This is a genomic window from uncultured Abyssibacter sp. (assembly GCF_964000955.1).
Lineage (GTDB): Bacteria > Pseudomonadota > Gammaproteobacteria > Nevskiales > OUC007 > Abyssibacter.
In genome coordinates this window covers 1-19,485 of the sequence record NZ_CAXFCL010000027.1, presented here as the reverse complement: position 1 = coordinate 19,485, position 19,485 = coordinate 1, and the positions used below count along the sequence as shown (strand labels likewise).

General features: G+C 65.5%; 23 protein-coding genes and 1 other RNA gene. 9 read left to right on the top strand and 15 right to left on the bottom strand.

The window, feature by feature from the left end:
- Together ABNS06_RS01180 and ABNS06_RS01175 are read right to left on the bottom strand one after the other, a co-directional pair.
- The coding region (locus tag ABNS06_RS01180) for a TatD family hydrolase (RefSeq protein ID WP_348672118.1) at positions 1–295 on the bottom strand (295 nt) is incomplete at its 3' end.
- 92 nt (positions 296–387) lie between these two features.
- Positions 388–816, bottom strand: coding sequence for a hypothetical protein (locus ABNS06_RS01175; protein WP_348672117.1), 429 nt, complete (start codon positions 814–816; stop codon positions 388–390).
- A gap of 351 nt (positions 817–1,167) precedes the next feature.
- Between ABNS06_RS01175 and ABNS06_RS01170 the strand changes: the two genes are divergently transcribed.
- The 6 genes from ABNS06_RS01170 to ABNS06_RS01145 all read left to right on the top strand — a co-directional run bounded on the left by ABNS06_RS01170 (position 1,168) and on the right by ABNS06_RS01145 (position 7,087).
- On the top strand, positions 1,168–2,406 hold the full coding sequence (locus ABNS06_RS01170; RefSeq protein ID WP_348672115.1) for a hypothetical protein: 1,239 nt from the start codon (positions 1,168–1,170) through the stop codon (positions 2,404–2,406).
- Positions 2,407–2,485: 79 nt separating this feature from the next.
- Complete coding sequence (locus ABNS06_RS01165; RefSeq protein WP_348672113.1) at positions 2,486–3,154, top strand: TIGR04211 family SH3 domain-containing protein; 669 nt, start codon at positions 2,486–2,488, stop codon at positions 3,152–3,154.
- A 136-nt stretch (positions 3,155–3,290) separates the two neighbouring features.
- Entirely contained in the window at positions 3,291–5,195 is a 1,905-nt protein-coding gene (locus ABNS06_RS01160) for a sodium:proton antiporter (protein WP_348672112.1), read from the top strand.
- The gene (locus tag ABNS06_RS01155) at positions 5,192–5,830 is read left to right on the top strand and encodes an alpha/beta fold hydrolase (RefSeq protein WP_348672110.1); all 639 of its coding nucleotides are present in this window, start codon (positions 5,192–5,194) and stop codon (positions 5,828–5,830) included. Before ABNS06_RS01160 ends, ABNS06_RS01155 begins: the two co-directional genes overlap by 4 nt.
- Before the next feature lie 88 nt (positions 5,831–5,918).
- Positions 5,919–6,632, top strand: coding sequence for a hypothetical protein (locus ABNS06_RS01150; protein ID WP_348672109.1), 714 nt, complete (start codon positions 5,919–5,921; stop codon positions 6,630–6,632).
- On the top strand, positions 6,632–7,087 hold the full coding sequence (locus ABNS06_RS01145) for a TerB family tellurite resistance protein (protein WP_348672107.1): 456 nt from the start codon (positions 6,632–6,634) through the stop codon (positions 7,085–7,087). The genes ABNS06_RS01150 and ABNS06_RS01145 overlap by 1 nt, the downstream gene beginning before the upstream one ends.
- Positions 7,088–7,110: 23 nt before the next feature.
- Here the strand turns inward: ABNS06_RS01145 and ABNS06_RS01140 are convergent, their stop codons facing one another.
- The 5 genes from ABNS06_RS01140 to proC are packed head-to-tail and all read right to left on the bottom strand — an operon-like array spanning position 7,111 to position 10,673.
- Positions 7,111–7,545: a DUF4426 domain-containing protein gene (locus tag ABNS06_RS01140; protein WP_348672105.1), complete on the bottom strand. Its 435-nt coding sequence runs from the start codon at positions 7,543–7,545 to the stop codon at positions 7,111–7,113.
- Positions 7,542–8,135: a methionine biosynthesis protein MetW gene (gene metW, locus ABNS06_RS01135; RefSeq protein WP_348672119.1), complete on the bottom strand. Its 594-nt coding sequence runs from the start codon at positions 8,133–8,135 to the stop codon at positions 7,542–7,544. Before metW ends, ABNS06_RS01140 begins: the two co-directional genes overlap by 4 nt.
- Before the next feature lie 2 nt (positions 8,136–8,137).
- Positions 8,138–9,262, bottom strand: a complete 1,125-nt coding sequence (locus tag ABNS06_RS01130; RefSeq protein WP_348672104.1) for a homoserine O-acetyltransferase — start codon at positions 9,260–9,262, stop codon at positions 8,138–8,140.
- The gene (locus tag ABNS06_RS01125; protein WP_348672102.1) at positions 9,262–9,822 is read right to left on the bottom strand and encodes a YggT family protein; all 561 of its coding nucleotides are present in this window, start codon (positions 9,820–9,822) and stop codon (positions 9,262–9,264) included. The genes ABNS06_RS01130 and ABNS06_RS01125 overlap by 1 nt, the downstream gene beginning before the upstream one ends.
- Positions 9,822–10,673: a pyrroline-5-carboxylate reductase gene (gene proC / locus ABNS06_RS01120; RefSeq protein WP_348672101.1), complete on the bottom strand. Its 852-nt coding sequence runs from the start codon at positions 10,671–10,673 to the stop codon at positions 9,822–9,824. Before proC ends, ABNS06_RS01125 begins: the two co-directional genes overlap by 1 nt.
- Positions 10,674–10,732: 59 nt before the next feature.
- Between proC and ilvA the strand changes: the two genes are divergently transcribed.
- On the top strand, positions 10,733–12,286 hold the full coding sequence (ilvA, locus tag ABNS06_RS01115; RefSeq protein ID WP_348672099.1) for a threonine ammonia-lyase, biosynthetic: 1,554 nt from the start codon (positions 10,733–10,735) through the stop codon (positions 12,284–12,286).
- On the opposite strand, the gene ABNS06_RS01110 is transcribed toward ilvA, so the two are convergent.
- The 8 genes from ABNS06_RS01110 to sohB all read right to left on the bottom strand — a co-directional run bounded on the left by ABNS06_RS01110 (position 12,283) and on the right by sohB (position 17,336).
- The gene (locus tag ABNS06_RS01110) at positions 12,283–12,765 is read right to left on the bottom strand and encodes an EVE domain-containing protein (protein WP_348672098.1); all 483 of its coding nucleotides are present in this window, start codon (positions 12,763–12,765) and stop codon (positions 12,283–12,285) included. The two genes, ilvA and ABNS06_RS01110, sit on opposite strands and share 4 nt — an antisense overlap.
- 34 nt (positions 12,766–12,799) lie before the next feature.
- Entirely contained in the window at positions 12,800–13,405 is a 606-nt protein-coding gene (locus tag ABNS06_RS01105) for a 5-formyltetrahydrofolate cyclo-ligase (RefSeq protein WP_348672096.1), read from the bottom strand.
- Positions 13,402–13,585: non-coding RNA, 6S RNA (gene ssrS / locus ABNS06_RS01100), on the bottom strand. The genes ABNS06_RS01105 and ssrS overlap by 4 nt, the downstream gene beginning before the upstream one ends.
- 82 nt (positions 13,586–13,667) lie before the next feature.
- Positions 13,668–13,976: a cell division protein ZapA gene (locus ABNS06_RS01095; protein ID WP_348672094.1), complete on the bottom strand. Its 309-nt coding sequence runs from the start codon at positions 13,974–13,976 to the stop codon at positions 13,668–13,670.
- A gap of 40 nt (positions 13,977–14,016) precedes the next feature.
- Positions 14,017–14,208 (bottom strand): hypothetical protein, encoded by a 192-nt coding sequence (locus ABNS06_RS01090; RefSeq protein WP_348672093.1) that lies wholly within the window; start codon positions 14,206–14,208, stop codon positions 14,017–14,019.
- 46 nt (positions 14,209–14,254) lie between these two features.
- Positions 14,255–15,628, bottom strand: a complete 1,374-nt coding sequence (locus ABNS06_RS01085) for a Do family serine endopeptidase (protein WP_348672092.1) — start codon at positions 15,626–15,628, stop codon at positions 14,255–14,257.
- 10 nt (positions 15,629–15,638) lie between these two features.
- Positions 15,639–16,271, bottom strand: coding sequence for a YbhB/YbcL family Raf kinase inhibitor-like protein (locus tag ABNS06_RS01080; RefSeq protein ID WP_348672091.1), 633 nt, complete (start codon positions 16,269–16,271; stop codon positions 15,639–15,641).
- Positions 16,272–16,301: 30 nt separating this feature from the next.
- A complete protein-coding gene (sohB, locus tag ABNS06_RS01075; protein WP_348672089.1) occupies positions 16,302–17,336 on the bottom strand; it encodes a protease SohB in 1,035 nt (344 codons plus the stop codon).
- 219 nt (positions 17,337–17,555) lie between these two features.
- Here sohB and ABNS06_RS01070 point away from each other — a divergent pair, with 219 nt between their 5' ends.
- Positions 17,556–18,704 carry an OmpA family protein gene (locus tag ABNS06_RS01070; protein ID WP_348672087.1) on the top strand — a complete coding sequence of 383 codons (1,149 nt, stop codon included), beginning with the start codon at positions 17,556–17,558 and terminating at the stop codon, positions 18,702–18,704.
- 199 nt (positions 18,705–18,903) lie between these two features.
- Positions 18,904–19,485: thrombospondin type 3 repeat-containing protein (locus ABNS06_RS01065; protein ID WP_348672085.1), on the top strand; the 582-nt coding region annotated here is incomplete at its 3' end.

Sequence of the window (19,485 nt, the reverse complement as noted above, 5' to 3'; positions counted from 1 at the left end):
GGAAATAGTCCAGGCCACATTCGCCAACCGCGACGATCCGCCCCTCCGCCGCCATCGCCCGGATGCTGTCGGCGAGGTGGGCGGTCCATTCCTCGGCATGGTGGGGGTGCAGACCCGCGGTGGCCGAAAGTCGTGCCGGCGCGAGGCTGGTCAGTTCTTGCGCGCGCCGGTTGCTGAACGCGGAGGAGCCCGTCAGGACGATGTGGTCCACCCCGGCATCCCAGGCGCGTTGCAACACGTCCGGTCGATCCGGGTCGAAGCTGGCGTCAGCCAGATTGGCGCCGATGTCGATCACGGGAGTCGCTGATGATTCAAGGGGGCGGTACGTGATTCGGCCCGGACGAGCCGGGCCGAAACGTGAATGCGATCAGGTCGGAGAAAGCTGGTTCAGGGGATGCAGATTCCCAGCAGCGTGAGCGTGCACTCCTCTTCTTCGTCTCCTCCCGTGCCTTCCCCGCCTTCCCCGCCGTCATCGGTCAGCGGTGTTTCCTCGGTTTCGTCGCTGTCGAACACTTCGGTGCCGATGGCCGCGAGACCGGCCACGCCGACCGCGAGCAGACCGAAGTCGATGGCCGAGTAGCCTTCGAACACGCCGGCCGCGTTCAAGCGGTAGTGCGTCGTCAATACGTTCACGCCGCCGACTTCAAAGCGGTTGAGTCCCATCGGAGACAGCTGATTGCCGTTGAACTCCATGCGCAGCATTTTGGGACGTTCGATTTGCTCGAAGCCATGCGCGACATCGAACTGAAATCCGTATCGAAGCTTCTGCACCAGCGGCTGCGCCGAGGCGTCACCAAAGCCCATTTCGAGGAACATCAGACCTTCGGGCGTCGGGTCCCCATAGCTGCTCGCAGCCGCTGGCCCCGATGCCGCAATGCCCAACAAGATTGCTGCTAGAGTGTGGCGCCGCATTGTCGTCTCCGCGTTCCGTGTAGAGTGAATTCCAGGCGCAACACTCCCTGTGTGCACCGCTGGCCGACTATAGACGCACGGTTTATGTGCGACAACCCGTGGCCGGCGCTGATGCTCGTGCTGCTGTTGGCGGGCTGCGTTCTGCCTCGCCAGGCTGAAGAAACGTCGGCCAGTCCGACGAATCATTCCTGTGAGCGCGTCGCGAGTGCCCATGAACGGCTCATCGCCGATCGGCAGGCTCGGTCGGCCTACGGCATGCCCCTCGATGGTGCGCCGTGGTTGCGTGTGATGCGGGGCTGGGACCGGTGGCCGGTTCATGATGCGTCGGCTCGGCATCAGTGGCTGCGGGCGGCGGCGACCCTGGGCGAACAGGCCTGGACGGCGGAGTTGCTGAATGCCGGTGACGATGCGGCGGTGGCTGCCCTGCGAGATGACATGGCGCGTTGCGCCGAGCAGCTGCCAGACGGGCCGATCAGTGATGGCGACTGGGCGGCGTGGCGCGATCGCGCGCGGGTCGATTCCGACTATGTGGCCTGGCAGCGAGGGCTGGGAGTCTATCCACTGTCGCGTCTGGGGCTGCAAGCCGGCGTGCACGCGTGGCAGCGAAGCTATCTCGAAACCTTTGGCGATGAGGTCTCCCAGCGGGACTGGCCTTTATTCGCGCCGATCGAGCCGGGTGACGAGTGGGTGAGCACGTTGCTGGAACAGGTGCCGGAATTGCCGGGCCTGGCGAGACCGGGCGTGGCTGCGCTGAAGCGGTGGCTTCGCGTCCACGCGCCGCGGTTTCGGGTCGAGTCGGCCTCCCCGTCGGATCATCCGGGTCGACCGGTCTGGACGGCTGGCCGGCTGGCGTTCGACGTCAGCGACCCGGTGGTTCATGTGCAGTTGCTCCCCTGGCTGGATCGCGACGAACCGGTCTGGCAGCTGGTCTTCACCCTCTGGTTCGCCGGGCGGCCCGCCGAATCCGCGCTGGATCCTTACGCTGGCGCGCTGGACGGCATTGTCTGGCGGGTGACGCTGGACGCCCAAGGCCGCGTGCGGATGCGCGACAGCATTCATCCTTGCGGCTGTTATCACGTGCTGTTCCCGACCGATGCGCGCGTTCCCGCCACTGGCCCGGCGGAACCCGCCATCGTGCCGAGGCGCCTGTCGACACAGGGTCCTGTGGAGGTCGTGGTTCGTGCTCACGATCACCTGATCGTGGACGTGCGCGAAGCGCATCCATCCCCCGTCGACGGCGTTTACCGACTGGAGCGCTACACCGACTTGCTGGCGATGCCGACGCCAGCCGGCGCGCACCGCGCGCTGTTTGACCAGGACGGTCTTGTCGCCCGTTCCAGGCGGCCGGAACGGTGGTATCTATGGCCCAGTGGCGTCCAATCGCCCGGAGCGATGCGCGTCTGGGGCCGGCACGCCACCGCCTTTGTCGGCATGCGGCATTTCGACGATGTGAACTTATTCGACGAATTGCTGGTCGATCAGCATCATCAATAGCATCCTCGGAGTCGGCACCGGCTTTGCTAGACTCCCGCGCCCTGCCGCTCCTGGTCCGTCACGCTTCATGGAGGATTCCGTGACCTATCGAGCCTTTCCGCTATTCGTCTGTCTGCTGCTTGCATCGCCAATGTCCGCCCTGGCGGCGACCGCGTATGTCACCGACGAGCTGGAGATCACGCTGCGTCGGGGCCAGGGCACGCAGTTCGGTATTCGCGCCATGCTGGACAGCGGGTCGCGGGTCGAGGTGTTGCAGCAGGACGCGGAGTCCGGATACAGCCAGGTTCGCACCGCGTCGGGCACCGAGGGCTGGGTGCTGACCCGGTACCTGCAGAGCAGTCCCGTGGCGCGGGAGCAGGTGGAGGCCGCGCGCCGCGCGCAGGCGACCGCCGAGCAGCGCGCCGTCGAGGCCGTGTCAAAGCTGGAAACGGTGCAGACCGAAAACACCGGGATGCGGACCCAGATCGGTCAGCTGGAGGAAAAGGTCGCCAGCCTGGAGACGGAATTGCGTCGGGTGTCGTCCGCGGCGGCCCGGCCGATGGAAATCCAGCGGCGCAATGAGCAGCTCGTCGAGGAAGTGCGCGCCCTGGAACAGGAACGCGACCGGCTCGGCATGGAGCTGCGCAACGAGCAGTCTCAACGCGACAACTGGATCACCGGCGCCGCGATCGCGTTCATCGGTCTGGCCCTGGGTCTGATCGCGCCCCATCTGCGCCGTCGCAAATCCGGCTGGGAAGGCCTGGGCTGACCCGCCCATGGGGGCGGCGGGTCGGGTTGCACCGCCGACACGGGGCAGGCGCCTCGCCGGCGTTCGGGGTGCCCGACACCATGAGGCGCTGTGATATAACGGCCTGCCGCCGATTTCAGGCGATTTCTTTTTTCCCATGACCTACCATCTGCTCAACGTTCTGGTGCTCGTGGTCTCGCTCGGCGTGGCCGCACAGTGGATCGCATGGCGGCTGCGGCTGCCGGCGATCGTGCTGTTCCTGGTCGCCGGCGTGATCGTCGGACCCCTGTTCGGATTCGTCCGTCCGAGCGTGGATTTCGGCGATGTCTACCGGCCCGTCGTCAGTCTGTGCGTGGCGGTGATCCTGTTCGAGGGCGGGCTGACGCTACGCCTGCACGAATTCAAGGAAGCCGCCTCGGGCGTGAAGCGGCTGGTCTCGATCGGCGCGGTGTTCGCGTTCGGTCTGGGCAGTCTGGCGGCGAAGGGCATCGGCGATCTGGACTGGCCGGTGGCGCTGGTGTTCGGTGCCATCATGGTCGTGACCGGCCCCACCGTGATCATCCCGCTGCTGCGGCAGGCGCGTCTGAACCGGCGCACGGCCAGCTACCTGAAGTGGGAGGGGATCATCAACGATCCCATCGGGGCGCTGGCAGCGGTGCTGATCTTCCAGTTCTTCGTCTACTCGGGGGGCGGGGATCCGCTGGATTCCGTCCTGATCTCTCTGGGGATCGGGTCGGTCGCGGCGATCATCATCGGCGGTGGCGCGGCGCTGCTGGTGGGGTGGGCGTTCCGCAACGCCTACGTTCCGGAGTATCTGAAGGCGCCGACCATGCTGGCCGGCGTACTGGTCGTGTTCGCGGCCAGCAACGCGGTTCAGCACGAGGCGGGTCTGCTTGCGGTCACGCTGATGGGCATGGTGCTGGGCAATCTCGAACTGCCGAATTTCGAGGAAATGCGGCGGTTCAAGGAGTACATCACCATTCTGCTGGTGTCTTCGGTGTTCGTGCTGCTGACCGCGGACCTCGATCCGGTGACCATTTCGCACCTGGACTGGCATGCGATCGCGCTGGTGGCGTCGATGCTCGTCATCGTGCGTCCGTTGTCGATTCTGCTGGCAACCATCGGCGCCGACATGCAATGGAACGAGCGGCTGCTGCTGAGCTGGATCGCGCCCCGCGGGATCGTCGCCGCCGCCGTGGCCGGTCTGTTCGGGCCGGAGATGCTGGATGCCGGTTACGAGGATGCCGAACTGCTGTTGCCGCTGGTGTTCGCGATGGTGCTGTCCACGGTGACGCTCCACGGGTTCACGATCAGCTGGCTGGCCAAGCGTCTGAATCTGGCGACGCCGGATGACGGCGTGCTGATCGTGGGCGCGTCGCCCTGGACGACCGAACTGGCCCAGTCCCTGTCCAAGGATCTGAACCTGTCGGTATTGCTGGTGGATTCCTCCTGGCATCGGCTGCGCGAGGCGCGTCTGGCCGGGGTCAACGTGATCTACGGGGAGATCCTGTCGGACGAGCTGCAGCTGTCCCTGCATCTCAACGGCGTCAACGTCGTCCTGGCCGCGACCAGCAATGACGCCTACAACGCGCTGGTATGCCGAAACTTCGCCGGGCGCATCGAACACGACCGCGTGTTCCAGTTGCCCATGTACGCACCGGACGAAGGCAATCGCCAGAAAAGCAAGGCCGTGGCGCGCCCGTTCACCGGCGTGCCCGCGTTCGCAGAGAATGCCCAGTACGAGGAACTCTGGCGGCGCCACTTCCAGGACTGGAAGTTCTACAAGACCAAGATCACCGAAGCCTACAGCTACGAGGACTTTCTCGCCGATCTGCCGGAAGGCTCGCTCTGCATCGGCGTGCTGCGCGAAGGCAAGCGCCTGACGTTCCACGCGCCGCAGGCACCGATCAAGCCGCGTCCGGGCGAGACGGTGGTTTATTACGCGCCGAAGAAGACCGGCGCAGCAGAGTCGGAGGCGCGCAACCGCAAGGAGACGCGCAAGCAGCAGAAGGACGCTTCCCGGCCCAGCCCCGACCCGGCCGCCGATGTCGTGACGTCGTGAGCCAGTGGGAGCGCTACACGATCGATGGGCCGGCCGGTGCGCTGGAGTTCGCGGTTGGTGGTGCCGAGGGCGAGCCGCGCGGCGTGGCGGTGATCTGTCATCCACATCCGCTGTACGGCGGTACGCTGGATAACAAGGTGACCTATACGCTCGCAAGGGCGGCGGAGCAATGTGGTCTGGCGTCCGTCCGGTTCAATTTTCGCGGTGTGGGTCAGAGCGAGGGGTTGCATGATGGCGGGTCCGGTGAACTGGACGATGCGCTGGCGGCCATCGCTCACGCGCGGGAGCGCTTCGAAGGTCAGCCGTTGCTGGTCGCCGGGTTCTCCTTTGGTGGCTGGGTCAGCCTGCATGCCGCCGCGCAAAGCGAGCCGGTGCAGCTGATCACTGTTGCGCCGGCACTGCGATACACCACGCTGGGCGGCATTCCGGCCTTGTCCTGTCCGTGGTTCTACATTCACGGCGAGGCCGATGACGTGATCGCTCCTGGCGACAACCGCGAGACGTTGGCGGCGCTGGATCATCCGCCTCGGCAGGTCTGGCTGCCCAACGTCGGGCATTTCTTCCATGGGCACCTCACTGCGTTGCGGACGCATGTGTCCGAGGTCATCGAGACGCGCTGGGCGGAGTTGCACTGAGCCGCTGCCGCCGAGTTGCGCGTGACATGGCGGCGTCAAACGGGTTTGTTATGCTCCCGGCGCCTTTTCCAAACACGAGTGGAGCGCAATGTCGAAGCGATTGATCGCGGCAGCCTGTCTGGCCGTGCTGCCGGTATCCGCCATGGCCGTGGACCTGGATCTGCCAGTCGGTGGGGATCAGGACGATTTCCGCGGCGTCGGGGAAGATTTGTCGGCGGCGGTGGCCTACCGCTCGGCCAGTCCGGCGGAGACGGGCGGGCTGCTGGGCTTCGATGTGGGCGCCCTGTTCAGCTACACCAGTGTCGAGAACAGTGACAGCTGGCAGTCACTGGTTGGCGAGGATCCGAGCGGGCTTGGCTTCGTCAGCCTGGTCGCCAGCAAGGGCATTCCGCTGATCAACGTCGAGGTTGGCGCGCAGCTCGGCCTGGTGCCGGGAACTGACGTGACGCTCTTCGGTGGCGAGGCTCGTTACTCCTTCGTGTCGGGCAATGTGGCGATTCCGGCCGTGTCGCTGCGTGTCGCCTACCAGTCGGCGACCGGGGAGGACGATATCGAGGCGGAAGCCCTGTCCTACGATGTGTCGATTTCCAAGGGATTCGTCTTCGCCACGCCCTATGTCGGTTACGGTCGCGTCGATTCCGAGGTGACCACCGATGTCGCCGGCTATGAAGACGAGGACTACGACCTGGATCGCGTGTTCGGCGGTGTCCGCTTTTCGCTGGCGATCATGAAGATCACGGCCGAGGCGGAAAAGATCGGTGACAACAGCGCGTTCAACCTGCGGCTTGCCTTCGGCTTCTGATGCCATCCGCGCTCAAGCAGCTGGCGTCGAGACTGTTCTCGACGCCAGCCGAGGATCACGACGGCGATCTTGACGACACCCGGCTCGCGGCCGCCGTGCTCATGGTCGAGGTCGCGCGGGCGGATTTTTCGGAGGATGCGATCGAACGCGAGGCGGTGGAAGCCGAACTCGCGACGGCCTTCGGGTTGTCATCGTCGCAGATCGGTGAATTGATCCACGCCGCCTCGCAGCATGCCGATGACGCGGTGTCGCTGCATCGCTTCGTCAGGATGATCAACGATGCGATGTCCTACGCCGAAAAGCTGGACGTACTGACCTGCCTGTGGCGGGTCGCCTATGCCGACGGCAAGCTGGACAAGCACGAGGAACACCTCATGCGGCGGTTCTCCGATCTGCTGCACATCCCGCACCGGGACTGGATTCAGCGCAAGCTCGACGTGGCGCCGGACGGCTGAGCACCGGCGGCTGTCGCCCGGTTTCAGTGATAGAACTGCTGACGGAAGCGGATCGGCAGGCTGCTCGGGTGTCCCTCGACATCGACAACGAGTTCGAACACCAGCGTTTCGAGATTGGCCACCGGTCGCGTGGCGATGGCGTACTCGGCATCTCCGTCGCGAACGCTGCGGAATTCGAGTTCACGGGACTGGCCCACCAGATTCTTGCTCGTGCCCCGGACCGTGGCCGCTCTGGACTGGCGTTGGGCGCCGTCCACGTGCTGCGCGTGAATCACGACCAGCGCGCGTTTGCGGCTGCGTGAGACATTCAGGGCGCTGGCGACATCCGGCGTCAGGTCTGCCGTCGTCATCGCGGAATAGTGCACGACGATGTCGCCGCTGCTGACGGATTGTTCCGCACCCGCGGGCAGCGTCGTCGCCGCCCAGATCAGCAGGATTCGCAGGACATGTCGCATCATTGCGCCGCCACCCGGTACACCGCGATTTCGCCCAGCAGATTGGGCAGGCGCTGCATCATCGCGTTCGAGCGATGTCGCTGGTCGACCATGACGCGCTCCAGAATACTGACGTGTTCGATCGCGCAAAGCTCCTCGAAATCCCGCACGGTGCACAGCCGGACGTTCGGTGTGGAATACCACGGGTGCGGCAAGGTTTCCGTGATCGGCATGCGTCCGCCGATGGCCAGCGCCCAGCGGGTTCGCCAGTGGCCGAAATTCGGAAAGGTGATGATTGCCTCGCGACCGACCCGCACCATGTCCCGCAGAAGACGGTGCGGATGGGGAACCGCTTGCAAGGCCTGGGTCATCACCACGTAGTCGAAGGCGGCATCGCCGAAGTCGGCCAGACCGTCGTCGAGATCCTGGTGGATCACGTTGAGTCCTCGTTCGATGCAGTCGGCGACCAGCTCCGGATCGATTTCGACACCGAAGCCGACCACGCCACGATCCCGCGTCAGCGTGTCGAGCAGCACGCCATCGCCGCAGCCGAGATCCAGCAGCGCCGCGTTGGGTTCGATCCAGCGGCTCATCAATTCGAGATCGGCGCGCAAGGTCATGCCGGTGTCTCCAGGAATCCGGCCAGTGCGCGATGGTAGAGCGGAATCGGCATCAGGAAGGCATCGTGTCCGTAGTCCGACTCGATTTCGAGGAAGCTGACGCGCTTCTTGCGCGCGAGCAAGGCCCGCACGATCTCTCGCGACCGCTTGGGTGAGAAGCGCCAGTCGCTGGAGAACGCCACGACCAGAAAACGCGCGCTGGCCGGGGCCAGCGCCGCCGCGAGATCATCGCCGGTGTCCTGCGCGGGATCGAAATAGTCCAGCGCCTTGGTCATCAGCAGATAGGTGTTGGCATCAAAGCGGTTGACGAAGGATTCGCCCTGGTAGCGCAGGTAGGACTCGATTTCGAATTCCACGTCGAAATTGAACCGTGCCTGATCTGCGCGGCGATCCCGGCCGAAGCGCGCGCGCATGCCGTCATCGGAGAGGTAGGTGATGTGCCCCAGCATCCGCGCCAGGCGGAGTCCGACACCGGGGACATCACCCTGCTCCAGATAGCGACCGTCGTGAAACTTCGGGTCCGAACGGATCGCGTGGCGCGCGATTTCATTGAACGCGATGTTCTGCGCCGAGAGCTTCGGGGCCGCGGCGATTACCGCGGCGCGCTGCACGCGGCGGGGGAACCGGATGGTCCAGTCCAGCGCCTGCATCCCGCCCAGGCTGCCGCCGATCACGGCATGCCAGCGCTCGATGCCTAGCGCGTCAGCCAGGCGGGCCTGGCTGCGCACCCAGTCGCCAACCGTGACCATCGGAAAATCAGGCCCCCAGGGACGCCCGGTGGCCGGGTTGGTCGATGCCGGCCCGGTGGAGCCGCTGCAACCACCCAGATTGTTCGAGCAGACGACAAAATAGCGATCGGTGTCGATCGGCCGCCCCGGGCCGATGCAGTTGTCCCACCAGCCCGGTTTGCGGTCCTCCGGGCGGTGGCGGCCGGCGGCATGGTGGTCGCCGGACAGTGCATGGCAGATCAGGATGGCATTGCTGGCTTCGGCGTTGAGCGAGCCGTAGGTCTCGAAGCTCAGGTCGTAGGCCGGCAGTGTGGCGTCACACTCCAGTTCCAGCGGTGTGTCGAAATGCAGCTGCCGGGCCTGGACCAGGCCGACGCCGGTGTCTGTTGGCATCAGTGAAACAGCGAAGGCAACGGGATCAGGCGGCTGAGGAACAGCAGCGCGAGGATCACGAACATCGGGCTGAGGTCCAGTCCACCGATCGGCGGGATGATGCGACGAATCGGGCGTAGCACCGGCTCGTTGACGCTCCACAGCAGTGCGTTGGCGGGGTTTGCCTGCTGCGGTCCCAGCCAGCTCATGATCGCCTGTACGAAGATCGTGAAGGTGTAAACGTTCAGTACCAGCACGACCAGCTTGAGCACCGCGAACCAGAGGATGGCCGGCAGGCCGACCTGACCCAGATGCCGGGTGAGCAGCAGTACGACGACGATATGCGCGACCGCGAGCAGCAACAGGAAGACGACCGCGGCCGTGTCCAGCTTGCGCCAGCGCGGAACCACCCGCGCCAGTGGCGAGACGGGCGGGTTGGTGATCTGCCAGATGAACTGTGACAGCGGGTTGTAGAAATCCGCCGACACCCATCGCAGCACGATGCGCAGAAATACCACGCTCATGTAGAGCGTGAACAAGGTGTTGACCAGAAAGAGTCCGGCACTCGCGCCCTGTCCCATCAGTCCACTGCTCCGAATTCATCCGCCATGGTTTGTGCCCGCGCGACGGCGGCGTCCATTGCCCGCCGCACGAGTCCGTCGAGATCGCCCGCTTCGAGGGCCTTCAGTGCTTCGGCGGTCGTGCCGCCGGGTGAGGTGACCCGCTCGCGCAGCGTGGCGACCGGCACATCGGTCTCGGACGCCATGCGCGCCGCCCCCAGCGCGGTCTGGATCGCCAGCCGCTGGGACACCTCGCCGCTCAATCCCAGGGCCTCACCGCCGCGGGTCAGGGCCTCGATGAACGCGAAGAAGTAGGCCGGCGCGCTCCCGGCGACGGCGATCACGGCATCGAGATCGGCCTCGTCGTCCAGCCACTCAACCTGGCCCACCGCCCGGAAGACGGATTCCGCGGTGTCGCGCCCGGTCTGGCTGACGGCGTTGGTCGCCACCAGCCCCGTCGCGCCCACACCCAGCAGCGCCGGTGTGTTGGGCATGGCGCGGATGATGCCCGGCGTGCCCAGCGAGGAGCTCAGCCAGCGGCCCAGCGCGTCTCCGCGGATGCCCGCGGCGACCGAGACGACGGTCTGATCCGGGTGCAGCGCCCGCGACAGCGCCGTGGCCACGGCGCGCATGATCTGCGGCTTGACCGCCAGCACCACGACATCGGCCTGGTGCACGATGTCGGCGTTTTCCGGTGAAACCAGCAGGCCGAAGCGGTCGGCAATCAGTTGCCGGCGCGCCTCCGACGGGTCGGCGGCGCACAGTGAATCGGGCGCCCAGCCGGCCTGGATGAGTCCGCCGATCAGGCTGGTGGACAGATTCCCGGCGCCGATGAAGCCGATGCGGGGAGTGGGTGGATTCGTTGCGATCATGATGACGCCGTATGATAAACGACGTCACTCCTTCGCAGGCCGATTCGGCCTTTCCTCGCATGAACGACGCTGCTGACACCGCGGCATGGCCCGCTGTCGACCTGAAACTGCTGGCTCAGGCCGTGGATGCGGCGACGGTCTACGATGTTGCCCGGGTGTCGCCGCTGGAGGCCGCGGCCAAGCTGACCGAGCGGCTCGGCAACAACATCTGGCTCAAGCGCGAGGATGCGCAGCAGGTTCATTCCTTCAAGCTGCGCGGCGCGTACAACCGGATTGCCAAGCTGACGCCGCAGCAGCGGGCGGCCGGCGTGGTCGCCGCGTCGGCGGGCAATCATGCGCAGGGCGTCGCGCTGGCCGGGCAGGCGCTGGATATCCGCACGGCCATCGTCATGCCCGAGACCACGCCGTCGATCAAGGTCGACGCGGTGCGTGCTTACGGCGCCGAGGTCGTGCTGACCGGTGACGCCTACGACGATGCGCTGGCCCATGCGAACGAACTGGTCGCGCAGCGCGGGCAGACGTTCATCCACCCCTATGACGATCCCGATGTGATGGCGGGGCAGGGGACGGTTGCCAGGGAAATCCTCGATCAGCATGCCGGGACGATCGACACCGTCTACGTTCCCGTCGGCGGGGGTGGGTTGATTGGCGGCATGGCGGCCTACATCAAGCAGCGTCGGCCGGAGATCGAGGTCGTGGCCGTCGAGCCGCTGGACTCCGCCTGCCTGCATCGGGCGCTGGAGGCCGGTGAACGGGTGGTGCTGGATCAGGTCGGGCTGTTCGCCGACGGTGTGGCCGTGCGCCAGATCGGCGCGTATCCATTCGCGGTCGCCAGACAATGCGTGGACCGGACGGTGCAGGTGAGCGTGGACGAGATCTGCGCGGCGATTCGCGCGGTCTTCGAGGAAACCCGGTCCGTGCCCGAGCCCGCTGGAGCGCTGGCCCTTGCCGGACTGGAGCGGGACGTGCAGTCGCGCGACCTGCGCGATCGTTCGCTGGTCGCGGTGATCAGTGGCGCCAACATCAACTTTGACCGGCTGCGCTACGTGTCCGAGCGCACCGCCCTGGGTGCGCACCGCGAGGCGCTGCTGGCGGTGACGTTGCCCGAGGTGCCGGGCAGCTTTCTGACGTTCTGCGAGCACCTGGGACGACGGGCGGTGACGGAGTTCAACTACCGCTACGCGGACTCGGCCAACGCGCATATCTTCATCGGTGTGGCGATTCGCGATGGGGACCGCGAGCGCGACGCGCTGTGCGACGAATTCCGCGCGGCCGGGTATCAGGTCAACGACCTCAGTGACAACGACGTCGCCAAGGAACATCTGCGCCATCTGGTTGGAGGTCGCGCCGACGCGCTACGCGATGAGCGGCTGTTCCGTTTCGAGTTTCCCGAGCGTCCGGGGGCGCTGATGCGGTTTCTCCAGCAACTCGGCGGGCGCTGGAACATCTCGTTGTTTCACTACCGCAACCACGGTGCCGCGTTCGGTCGCGTGCTGGCCGGGATTCAGGTTCCGGATGACGACATGCCCGATTTTCTCGACCGGCTGCGCGGGATCGGCTATCGCTACTGGGACGAGTCCGACAATCCCGCCTATCGCCTGTTTCTTCGCTAGCCGGTGGGCGATTCCGTCGATTCGAGGCCGAGGATGTAATCCCAGTGTTCCGCTGATACCGGCATGACCGACAGCCGGTTGCCGCGCCGGATCAGCGCCAGACCGTCCAGCGCATCGGCGTGGTCCTTCAGTTCGGCCAGCGGCAGGACGCGTTTCAGCGGCCGATCGTACTGCACGTCGACCAGAAACCAGCGCGGGTTGTCCGGGTCGCTCTTGGGGTCGAAGTGCTTGTCCTCGGGATCGAAGGCCGTGTGATCCGGTCGCGGCTCGCTGGCGATCTTCGCCAGGCCGACCACGCCCGGGACATCGCAGTTGGAGTGATAGAACAGCACGCCGTCTCCGACCTTCATCTCGTCCCGCATCATGTTGCGCGCCTGGTAGTTGCGCACGCCGTCCCAGGGTTCCTTGCGATCGGGGCGGGTTTTCAGATCCTCGAAGGAGAATTCCTCGGGCTCGGATTTCATCAACCAGTACTGCATGTCTCTGTCCGTGGGGGGTGTGCGCCGCGCGAGTCTAACCGCTCACCGGGAACTCGATGGAACCCAGTTCGGTGACGACCGCGTGCAACGGCACGTCATGGGCTGCGACGGGAAGTTGATCGACACCCTGGACGGTGAAAGCCAGCCCGATCAGCCGGGGGCGCCGCCAGGACCTGCGTGTCCGACAAGCCGCGAGCGCGCGATCGTAGTAGCCGCCGCCGAGCCCGAGACGGTTGCCGTGCAGATCGAAACCCGCCAGCGGCAGGAAGACGACATCAAGCTGTCGGGACGACGGCAGCCAGCGGCCACGCGGTTCGCGCATGCCCAGTCCGCGCCGGAACAGGGGCGCGCCTGGCGTGTGACGCACGAAGCGCATCCGGCGACCGCGTACCGTTGGCAGGTAGACCCGCTTGCCCTGTTGCCACAGTGTCCGGATCAGCGCATCGGTCGGCGCTTCGGTCGGCATCGCGCTGTAGACGGCAACGGATCGCGCGCGACGAATCCGGGCGTCGGTGCATGCGAATTCGACCGTCGCCGCGCGAAACGCCTGTCGTGTGGCGTCGTCGACGCCGCGCCGCGCACGGAGCAGTCGCCGACGAGTCGCGCTGCGCTGCTCCGGATGAGAATCTGGGAAAGGCATCTCCCGCCTGTGCCGTTGCGTGCCTTTGACCCTGAGACATGATCTCAGGTGGGGATTCGGATCGCCCGCTTAGGCTTTCCACCCGAAGTGGACGTGCTCACCACGAGCGACCAACCCTCCCCGGTGTGGTGCATTGGCTCAGGAGGTAACCCGGCACCCTGACGAACACCGCAGGAGATACCCTGCACATTACATCGAATTTCCGGCCGCGATACCAGCCCGAACAGGGCTTGACGAACCGGTGGGATATGGCGCCTGGCCGTCAGCCGCGTTCCGACAGCGCCTGATCGATGGACAGTTCCATCTGCCGCAGGCGGCGCCGGGTCGAGTCGTCGGTTTCACCGCCGGCGCCGGCGTCCCGGTTGTCCAGAAAGTCCCTGGCGATGTTCAGCGCCGCCATGATGGCGATGCGCTCGATCCCCATGGATCGGCCCCGTTTGCGGATCGCGGTCATCCGCTCGTTGAGGTAGTCGGCGCATTCCATGAGGCGCTCCTGTTCCTCCGGCGGGCAGGCGATCTGGTACTCCCGACCCAGGATCGTGACAGTGATCGACCTTGCTTCATCCACCATGCTGGGGAACCTTTTTCGCGTTGAGGGCCTGGGCGGCGGCCTAGGCCGTCTCGAGTTCCAGCGCCCGGATTCGTTCGAGAATGGAACGGAGCCGACGCTTGAGTTCTGCGTTGGAGGCGCGCAGTTCGGACAACTCGCGATCCTGCACCCGGTTGTGCTCCGTCAGGCGCCGGTAGTCCGCGAGCAGCGCCTGCAGTCGCGTTTCCAGTCCGCTCAGTTCCGAATCGTTCATCTGCACAGCCCTCGTTGAACGACGAGTATAGCGAGCGCGGGGCGGGTCATCGCAACACGACGAACGCAGATCGCTGATCGCGCTGAATGCGCAACACCAGTTCCCCGCGCGCATCGGTCGCCGCGGCCTTCGCGTCGCTGGTGGAGCCAATGGGCGTGCGGCCGATCTGGGTGATGATGTCACCGCTGCGCAATCCCGCCATCGCGGCCCGTGACCCGGGCGCAACCTGTTCGACGATCACGCCCTGCGCACGGCCCGCGAGAGGGTGATGCTCGGTCATGTTGCCGAGGCGCACGCCGGTTAGCAGCGGATGGATGGCCCGCCCGTCGAGCTGCGTGACATCGGGCTTGACCAGACGCACCGTCACGGTGCGTTCCTGCCCGTTGCGCAGGTAGGTCAGCGGTAGGCGTTCACCGGCGCGCGCCAGGCCCAGCGCGCGCCGCAGGCCGTCGGTATCACGCAGGCGCACCTCGCCCAGCTGCCGGATGACGTCGCCGGGTTCCAGTCCGGCCTTGTCCGCGGGTGATCCCTCGATGATCCGCGCGACCAGCACGCCGTCGTTGGGTTGCAGGTCGAACGCCTGGGCGAGTTCCGCCTGCAAGTCCTGGCCGACGACGCCCAGCGATGGTCGGATCACCCGACCGTCCTGGATGATCGCATTCGTGATGCGCCGGACCATGTTCGCGGGGATTGCGAAGCCGATGCCGATGCTGCCGCCGCTGTTGGAATAGATCATCGTGTTGATGCCAACCAGCTCGCCGTGCAGGTTGACCAGGGCGCCGCCGGAGTTGCCGGGATTGATCGATGCGTCGGTCTGGATGTAGTCCTCGTAGCCGCGCCCCAGCCCGTGGCGGCCGAGCGCACTGATGATGCCGGAGGTGACTGTCTGCCGCAGACCGAACGGGTTGCCGATGGCCACGACGAAATCGCCGACACGCAGGCTGTCATCGTGTGGGAAGGGGATGGCCGTCAGCGCTTCCGCCGGGATCTGCACGACCGCGAGATCGGTTTCGGGGTCCGCGCCGATCAACTCTGCTGGGTACTCCCGATCGTCTCCGAGGCGGACCAGATACTCCGATCCCGACTCGACCACGTGATAGTTGGTGACGACATAGCCACGCTCGGCGTCGATGATCACCCCCGAGCCGATTGACTGGGTCTCGCGATAACGCGGTTGTCGGGGCGCGTTGAAGAAATGACGGAAGAACGGATCGTCCAGCAACGGATGCGCCTGCTCACGCACCCGACCCGTTGCGACCACGTTGACCACGCCAGGCAGCACCGTCTCCAGCATGGGCGCCAGGGAGGGGGTGCCGTCGGCCAGCACCGGTAGCGGAATGCCGGCGGCCGACGGCGCGGGGAGGGCAAGGGTGGTGGTCGCGACCGCGATCAATGCGGCCGCTACTGCGGGCTTGTTCAAGTCCGAACGCCTACTCCGCGGCGACATCCGGGTTCAGGCTGTAAACGCCGGTCAGTTCCGCGCTGGCCAGCACGTGATCCGCGGCCGCGGCCTCCACATCCGAGACGGTGAAGGGGTCCGGCAGGTCCAGCGTCGCGCAGTCCAGCGCCAGGATCCTGAACACGTAACGATGGGCGATCGCGTCGTTCCAGGGCGGGCAGGGGCCGTCGTAGCCGCGGTACGTGCCGCTCATGTCGGGATCGCCTTCGAACCAGCTGCTGTAGTCGTTCTTGCCCTGGCGGGATCCCTCCGGGCCTATCAGGTCGGATTTGCCGCGGGGGCTGACGCCCTGGCTGCATGCACCCTCGGCGATTTCGGTGATGTCGCTCGGGATGTCGATCATCGCCCAGTGCGCAAAGTCGGCGCGTGGCAGGTCCGCGGGCACGACCTTGCCGTCCTGATTGACATCGTCAGGCTTGGTCGGCGCGTCCGGGTCGATGCAGAGCAGCGCAAAGGACTGCGTGCCTGCCGGCGCATCGGACCACGTGAGCTGTGGATTCCGATTGTCCGAGAACTGGACATGCGTCTCGGGGTGCTTGACCGCGAATGCGCAACGTCCGGGAATCGCTGTCTGATCGGCAAAGGTTTCGCTGGTCAACTTCATGCGTGGCTCCTGATTCGGGAACGATGGTGGCTAGTCCCAGGTCGTGCCGGTGTCGTGGCGGAGACTGCGCAGGGCACCTCTCCATGCGCCATCCACCGCGCTGGTCAGCCGGTCCTGGAGGCTCCGCCGCGGGTGAAACTCGAGCCTGTAGAGGGCTTTTTCACGGCTGGCCTTGAGCAACAGGTCGTCGCTGGTGATGACGTCATCCACCAGATTTAGTTCCTTGGCCCGTGTGCCGAACCAGTGCTCACCGGTCGCGACGGTATTCAGGTCGAGCTGCGGGCGGAACTGTTCGATGAAGCGCTTGAACAGGCCGTGTACTTCCTCGAGCTCCTCCCGGAACTTGGCGCGACCTTCCTCGGTGTTCTCGCCGAACATGGTCAGCGTGCGCTTGTATTCGCCGGCCGTGTGCAGCTCGAAATCGACATTGTGCTCCCGCAGCAGGCGGTTGAAGTTCGGCAACTGAGCGATGACGCCGATGGAGCCGACGATAGCGAATGGCGCGCAGCAGATGCGGTCGGCCACGCAGGCCATCATGTAGCCGCCGCTGGCGGCGACCTTGTCGATGGCGATTGTCAGACGGATGCCGTGATCACGCAGGCGGGCCAGTTGCGAGGCGGCCAGTCCATAACCGTGTACCATGCCGCCGCTCGATTCCAGGCGCAGCAGGACCTCGTCGCCGGGTTCCGCGGTTTGCAGGACGGCCGTGACCTCGTGACGCAGCGCGTCGGTTCCGGAGGCCTTGATGTCGCCGTCGAAGTCGATCACGAACAACTTGGGTCTGGTTTCCGACTTGCCCAGCTTGGAGGCTTTCTTGCGGCGCTTTTCCTCCGCCTTGCGCGCCTTCTGGCGCTGCTTGCGCGCCGGTTCGTCCGCGATCGTGTCGATCACGGCGTCGCTGAGTGCCTCGTAGCGCTCGTTGAGGGACTGAACATCCAGGCGGTCGTTGTGCCCCTGTCGCTGGTGCCGAACGGCATTTGCAACCAAAGCCACGATCGCACCGAATGCAAAGACGATGGTCACGGCCTTGGCGAGAAACAGGAGGTAATCGGCCAGCACTTCCATTCGCTGAATCCAGTGGAAACGGCGGTGGAGTGTAGCAATCGGGGCGTGACTCGCCAGACCGCAAATCGGCGGCGATTCGCGGCGGATTGTCATGAAACGGCATGAAAGATGTGAGGGAATCGTCAAAATTGCATTGCATTCAACGATTACGGATGGTCTATAATCCTCAGCGGTACCATGCGTCATCGAAAACCCGACGTCGTTAAGGGAGTAACTAGAATGATCGACAAGATTCGTGCGGGGATCGCCGTCGTTGCGCTGATCGGCTGCACCGCGACCACGGCTGCCGAGGCGCGCGACCTCCGGCCCTACATTTCGCCGCAGGCCCGTCTCATCGCCGCCGACGACGATCGGAATACCGACGATGCCTACGGTGCGGAAGTGGCCCTGGGCCTCGCCGTGACCGAGAAGTGGGGCACTGAAATCGGCCTGTTCTACGAGGACATGAGTGGTCCGCAGGACTGGAAGATCTACGGCTACCGCATCAACAACATGCTGTTCCTGCCGCCGACCCCCATGATCCAGTCTTACGGGTCGATCGGTTTCGGTCTGGCTCGCACCGAGCCCGAGGGCGCGGGATTCACGTCGAACGAGGCTTTCGCTGACATCGGTCTGGGTTTCTTCCTGAAGAAGCCTGAAGGGCCGGACGTCGGTCTGCGCCTGGATTCGCGCTATCGGCACACGTTCGCCGAGGATGATCTCTACAACGGCAACGACTTCGGTGAAATGGTCGTCAGCCTGGGTCTGGTCTTCCCGGTTGGTCGCAAGACCGAAACCGCGCCGGCGTTGCCCGCACCGGGTGGTGTGACCGATTCCGACGGCGACGGCGTTGGCGATCGTTACGACCGTTGCCCGGGCACGCCCGCAGGCGTTCCGGTCGATGCCGTGGGCTGTCCGCTGGATTCGGATGGTGACGGCGTGCCGGATGACCTGGATCGTTCGCCGCGGACGCCTGCTGGCGTGGCCGTCGACGAATTCGGTGTGCCGCTGGAATCCAGTGGTCAGACCGAGCCGGTCGAGCGTCGCTTCGAAGACGTCAACTTCGCCTTCGACAGCTCCGCCGTCAGCGAATACGCATCGGTGCTGCTGGACAACACCGCCGCGGAAATCAAGTCGCTGCAAGAGAAGTACAAGGAAGTCACCGTGCAGATCACCGGTCACACGGACAGCATCGGCACCAAGGAGTACAACTCCGGTCTGTCGACCCGCCGTGCGAACGCCGTGCGTGACTACCTGGTCCGCAAGGGTGTGAACCCGGACAGCATCGTGACCCTTGGCTTCGGCGAGACGCAGCCGGTGGCCAGCAACAAGACGCCTCAGGGCCGCTTGTTGAACCGCCGTGCGGAAATCCGCGCTCGCGGCAAGTAGTGAGTAACGGAGCGGCCTCCCGGCCGCTCCGTCTTATGAAACCCCTGATGGCTTTTGGGCCCTCAGGGGTTTTTTGATGGACCGCTTTCGTCGAAACAGGTAGATTTTCCGCATGCTCGGGGACCGAATCTTTCGACACTGGCGTGCCGGATTGGCGGCATGCTTGCTGACCATGCCGGCGTGGGGGGCAGGATTCATCGTGGATGGTGACGGCGATGGCGTGCCGTTCGAGATGGATGAGTGCCCTTACACCCGTCCAGGACAGTCGGTCGACGCGTTTGGCTGTTCCGACTTGCCGGACGCGGACGAGGACGGTATCCCCGATGTCGACGATCGATGCCCGGTGTCGCCTCCCGGGGCCAGCATTGATCCCGAGGGCTGCTCCATCGACAGTGATGGCGACGGGGTCCCTGACGGCATCGATCGATGCCCCAATACGCCGATTACCACGGTGCCCGATTCGACGGGCTGTTCCGCCAGTCAGCGACTGGTCGGCGCGGAACCTCGCGTGATTGTTGGCCGTCCGGTGGACGGTCGCAGCCCGGCGCGGACGACGCCTCCGTCCGCTACGGCCGAACCGTTCCGGTCCGGCGAGCTGGTGGCGCGGAGCGCGACCGATGGTGGGGCAGGGTCCGCGAACTCCGGCGATGGTCTGTCGGGCCAGGCGGCGCAATCGGACAGCGGAATGGTCGCCGACGGTTCCCGTCAGCGGGTTGCCATGGCGCCGACGTCAGCTGGGCTCCCGGCTCGCCAAGCCACGCGTTCACGTCCATCGGCCGGT